6 protein-coding genes are annotated in these 4,757 nt (G+C 34.2%); 4 read left to right on the top strand and 2 right to left on the bottom strand.

Annotated features, from left to right (window positions below; translation table 11 throughout):
• Window positions 1-303: 303 nt before the first annotated feature.
• Together L2764_RS25805 and L2764_RS25800 are read right to left on the bottom strand one after the other, a co-directional pair.
• Window positions 304-486, bottom strand: coding sequence for a hypothetical protein (locus tag L2764_RS25805; protein WP_248943220.1), 183 nt, complete (start codon window positions 484-486; stop codon window positions 304-306).
• A gap of 67 nt (window positions 487-553) precedes the next feature.
• The gene (locus tag L2764_RS25800) at window positions 554-1,003 is read right to left on the bottom strand and encodes a thermonuclease family protein (protein WP_248943219.1); all 450 of its coding nucleotides are present in this window, start codon (window positions 1,001-1,003) and stop codon (window positions 554-556) included.
• 167 nt (window positions 1,004-1,170) lie between these two features.
• On the opposite strand from L2764_RS25800, the gene L2764_RS25795 reads away from it, so the two are divergent.
• The 4 genes from L2764_RS25795 to L2764_RS25780 all read left to right on the top strand — a co-directional run bounded on the left by L2764_RS25795 (window position 1,171) and on the right by L2764_RS25780 (window position 4,547).
• Window positions 1,171-1,527 carry a hypothetical protein gene (locus L2764_RS25795; protein WP_248943218.1) on the top strand — a complete coding sequence of 119 codons (357 nt, stop codon included), beginning with the start codon at window positions 1,171-1,173 and terminating at the stop codon, window positions 1,525-1,527.
• Window positions 1,514-2,002, top strand: coding sequence for a hypothetical protein (locus tag L2764_RS25790; RefSeq protein ID WP_248943217.1), 489 nt, complete (start codon window positions 1,514-1,516; stop codon window positions 2,000-2,002). The genes L2764_RS25795 and L2764_RS25790 overlap by 14 nt, the downstream gene beginning before the upstream one ends.
• Window positions 2,003-2,519: 517 nt before the next feature.
• Window positions 2,520-2,993 (top strand): DUF6174 domain-containing protein, encoded by a 474-nt coding sequence (locus L2764_RS25785; protein WP_248943216.1) that lies wholly within the window; start codon window positions 2,520-2,522, stop codon window positions 2,991-2,993.
• A gap of 1,125 nt (window positions 2,994-4,118) precedes the next feature.
• Window positions 4,119-4,547 carry a hypothetical protein gene (locus tag L2764_RS25780; protein ID WP_248943215.1) on the top strand — a complete coding sequence of 143 codons (429 nt, stop codon included), beginning with the start codon at window positions 4,119-4,121 and terminating at the stop codon, window positions 4,545-4,547.
• Window positions 4,548-4,757 lie beyond the last annotated feature (210 nt).

Below are 4,757 nucleotides of genomic sequence, written 5' to 3'. Positions count from 1 at the left end.
AGGCGAATATACTTATCAAGTTAATACAATGACAGTGCCAAATGTCGAACAATCTTCTGATAAATTCATTTTTACTAAAGATTAAATGATAATAGCCTACCAGTGATAAACCTGATTTATCACTGGTAACAGCAATGGCAAAACCTTACCATTAGCAGCACAAAGGCTTACCAATTGCACTAAATAAGCCATCAAAACTTACCATTCGCACCACCAAAAATTACCAAAGCAAAGGATATTTACCAGTGGTAAGGCTCATTATCACTGGTTGATTCAACACTCTAGAGGTGTTGATTCTATGTTTTATAGACTACGCACATAAGACCTTAAATGCGTTAATGCAGATAACTTAGGTTTTAAGCCCCTCAATTCAGTTGTTAGGGATGAACCATCAGGCAGGTAAGTAATTAAAGTATCATCAAACAGAGCGTATTCAGCGTGATATTTCTGACCTTTAAACTCATATATAACTTCTTCGTTTTCCATATTAAGCCTTTTACTGTAGATTGAATAACTTGCTAATTAAAAAACAGTTTATACCGGATGATTCTACTTAATTACACCAGTTCTCGCGCCGACCTTGCCACCGACGACCTAACCCTTTATTGATTAGCACCTGACTCAAGTTGGCTCCGTCTACAAACACGGTAGCTAATAACCGTTGATACTTATCCCTTGATAAGTCTTCAAGTTTGATTGTCTTGGCTTGCTTAAGATAGCCACGAACAAAGTCACGCGCCTTTATAGCGTCTGTTTTTTCTGCTTCACACTTCCCCCTAATTTCGGGGGTATCAACGCCCCGAACTCGAATCCGTTCTTCTTCTTTGCGATCGGAAAGATAGGCTCTAAATGTGTCACCATCGTAGACGCTCACTATGGATGTAACAGTGACTATCTGAGGTTTAGGCACCAATCCAACTTCGAGACCACTGCCATTGCCTGCAAACGTTCCATATGAAGTAAAAATTAAGATCGATACTAGAAAATTTTGAAGGGTTTTCATCTTAAACGCATCCTTGTTTTTATTTGAGAAAGCATTAAACACCAACAGCATTAAAATTGCACAGTAAACATGAGAAAATAGGGATGAATTGAAAATTAACCATATTTTTATTGATATTAATATTGTAACATCAAGATATTAAAACATTAATAATTAAGGATTTTATAATGTTAAACATGGCTGGTAATTTTTGTACTGTAAAACCATTTAAGCTTTCACAACGCTCCCTCGATACAGCAAAAGAAATGGATAGAATCGCAGATTTAGCAACTGTTCTAGAAAAAATTGCTCATGCGATACCACTTTTTCAAATATTTGTAGGCCGTAGCACTTATTCCATGGCTGGAAATCTTGCAACTAAAAACAACATTAACGGGTATGATTGGCAATTACTCGCCGATTCTTTTGGTTCCATAAATAAAATAAAAAAAGCTACATTATTAAAAATAGCTGTCACACAACAAAATACATCAATGGGTGAAGAAGCTAAATTTTGGGGGTGTATTGCCAATGCGCTTTATTAATCTCCTACTGATTTTTTTTATATCACCTCTTATTTATGCAGCTGACGGATTCGATTTTGAAAAGACTAAAACAGCTCCTGAATTAAGAGATGCCTATATCAACCTAAATAATCGATATGAATTTTGCATGGATCAAAGGAAGAGACAATTAAAACCCATTAAAAATGCTTGGCTTGCTTCTCTAAGTAAAAAAGACAAAGGATTTGTTTTAATGAAATTAGATGACATAGCTTTTAATCGATGCGTGAAAGCTGAAACAACAATCTTTAATGATACTTTAGTAAAGTACACCATTGAAACCCAAAATTTCGAGGCCATTGAAACTTGGGTCGAATTAAATAAACCTTTCAGACCAGAAGAATCTCAAGCTGCACTAAAAAAACTAGATCAAAATGAAATAGAAAAACTCAGTCATTACCCTCAACTTTATGCACCTTTTAAAGTTATGGAAGCTGCAAAAATAGTAACAAAATAATTGGTAGTATTATCCATCCCTACCAGTGATAAGATCACTTATCATCTCTACCAGTGATAACAGGTGTTATCACTGTATCCAATAATTAAGTTCATATTTTTGAAAATGGTAAAAACCTGAGCTAAAGATTGTAAACAAAAAGAGCCTTCAACCCAGAACAGTATCAAAAGGATGATTTATATTTTAACTTTTCTATCTGTGGCTTTAATCACTCTCTATGCAGTCTTAAGGTCTTAATGTCTTAATGCTCAAGCATTATGGAATAAATAAAGGATTTAGACATGTCTTATGAAACCCGCAATGAGTTGACTGTAATATGCAAACATTCACAGCGAGAATGGTCAATATACGAGCACTGCAACAAAGCCACTAGAGGGTATATTTTTGTGACACGGATCAAAAATATAATTATTGGTATGAAAATAAACTATCAATTTTACTGTAAAGTATTACCCTGAATTTGTTGGTTTTTATGATGTTTTTTAATTAATAGTGATTTATTGTAAAGGTATTTTGTATGAAAAAGTTATGTATTTTAGGTTTGGGTTTATTATTACAATCTTATACTGCTTCTTCGGAGGATTTTATCTCTGATTTTAATCATGAAGTTTATGGGGCATACTCTAAATGGTATGATAAACAAATTATTAACTATAAGTTTGTTTATAATCCTAATTGTAGGGGCTGCGGTACATATTCTGTAAAAGTGACAGATAATAAAATTGAAGAGGTACTTGACCTAGATACTAAAGAATATATAGACTTTGAGTATTTAGAAATCAAAACTATAGACATGTTATTCAAGGAAATAATGAGAGGAAATAATAACTACTATATAATTGATGCGGAATATGATAGTAACCTAGGATTCCCAAAAAAAGTATTCCTAGATAAAACCCCTTATATGGCAGATGAAGAAATTAGTTACTCTGTTAGCGATTTGATATATATCAACCCTACGCCAAGCGTTGCCACGTCGGTCAATTATTAAACAACCATGGGTTTTGTGCCGGTTCTTTCTCTTGGTCAGATTTCATCGCTCCTCACGGCTTTGTTCGGTTGCTCAAAAAACAATCGCCCGAATACGTAAAATCACTATATTCTAGCCTGTTTCATTACGTATTTGCTGTATTTTTATATCTCAGAATGTAGCAGACGAATTAAGCGCGGATACGTGAAAAAATAGCTTTTTTCCACGTGGCATAAAGTCAGAGCAAGCCCAGTACAATTGTCAAACCCCATAGGGGGTTTGCACCCATAACAAATAAACATCATTCAACCAATAAATGTATATACAAATTAAGTATTAAATAGAATTGAATTACAGATTTTATTTATAGCCTCATCATCCTCATGTAGATAACCGATAGCCCTTAAAACTCTTGATTTAGATGTATTTTTGTTCGGTAATTTTTTCTCTATTTTTTCAACCATCAAAGATAACGGATCTTCATCCAAACCCGTTAATCTTAGGTTTGTTTCCCCGTCGTAATGATCCTTTTTTCTACAACCCTTGTAACTTCTTTTGATACCTTAGAACTACGCCCCATTTTTAGACTCCTTAATCAAGCTCAAAAGCTCAATCGTGAGTGCTTTGTAATCTTCGTAAGGTCATTGATTATGAGAAAAAACAATAGATGGTCTATGAGCTTAAGTAGCTTATTTATACAATTCGCTTACTCTAATTTCGATCTCCATAACGCGATAATTTAAGTTCTCAATATGGGCGTTTGTCGAAGCGAGGGTTCTCTGACTAAAAGAACGGTTTGTCACCATGATCCTCTGTATCCCTTGGTATCAATGGGCACTTACCATCAACACTTAACGATAAGGAAATTTAAGTAATCCGATATTATACCAAGCAGCTAGACTGAATTTCAAAAAATCAAAACATTGCAATGTTGGCTAATAATCGGAGATATGCGCCACCAACCCTACCAGTGATAAAAATCATTATCACTGGTTCTCACAGTCAATCTGTATATTTCTGAGCTTCATCACACTTTAAATCCCTACATTGCAATTATAAATCTTAACCGCGTGTTAACATTTTGTTGTTTACATACTCTATTGTAGGCAATCACTTAATGGAAAAATAAAGGGAGATTTATATTATATGAAAGATTATAAAATTATTTCAGCTGTTATTTTATTTTCAGTTTCAGCTATTGTCAGCGCCACTACAATTGAAAAAGCTGAAGGAAATTATTTCAGTAAAAATTGGAATTCGACGGCTCCGTATGGAGGTCTTTGTATTGGAGGATCTAAATGCGGTATAGATAATTATTTAAAAATTGATTATCCGCCAAATACTTTTCTATCAGAAGTTCAAATTTATGCTCATGATAACGTTGGTAGCAAAACTCAGGCTGAAATTCATTTATTTGTGGATGGGCAGCCTGTTGCCTATGAAGATGTAAAAAAAGTAGGTTCCCTTCTACAATTTGTTTTGTATAGAGAAGTATCCATTCTTGAATTTCGATCGCTTGCAATTGATGATAACGAATCCGACGAGACCGTTATAGAATATATCAATACGTTATAGATTTTAGGTGGTTTTAAGCGAAATGACCTACCAGTGATAAACAGTCTTTATCACTGGTCCTTATCGGCCAATTTGAATATTCACAGAAATAGACTAAAATTTAGTATGAGTGGACTCCTGAATCTCACTCAAATCCATTAAAGCAAAAACCTCAAGCCCCGATATCCATGTCGGGGCTTTTTTTTATTTATGACCTATATAGCCATCACT

The organism is Shewanella surugensis (genome assembly GCF_023284005.1).
Taxonomy (GTDB): Bacteria; Pseudomonadota; Gammaproteobacteria; order Enterobacterales; family Shewanellaceae; genus Shewanella; species Shewanella surugensis.
The sequence above is the reverse complement of the archived record's forward strand: the minus strand, read 5'-3'. Positions and strand labels throughout refer to the sequence as shown.

Bases quoted from the DNA above. Each gene is read 5' to 3' on its own strand.
- L2764_RS25805 (WP_248943220.1), bottom strand. From the start codon at position 486: ATGGAAAACGAAGAAGTTATATATGAGTTTAAAGGTCAGAAATATCAC.
- L2764_RS25800 (WP_248943219.1), bottom strand. From the start codon at position 1,003: ATGAAAACCCTTCAAAATTTTCTAGTATCGATCTTAATTTTTACTTCA.
- L2764_RS25795 (WP_248943218.1), top strand. From the start codon at position 1,171: ATGTTAAACATGGCTGGTAATTTTTGTACTGTAAAACCATTTAAGCTT.
- L2764_RS25790 (WP_248943217.1), top strand. From the start codon at position 1,514: ATGCGCTTTATTAATCTCCTACTGATTTTTTTTATATCACCTCTTATT.
- L2764_RS25785 (WP_248943216.1), top strand. From the start codon at position 2,520: ATGAAAAAGTTATGTATTTTAGGTTTGGGTTTATTATTACAATCTTAT.
- L2764_RS25780 (WP_248943215.1), top strand. From the start codon at position 4,119: ATGAAAGATTATAAAATTATTTCAGCTGTTATTTTATTTTCAGTTTCA.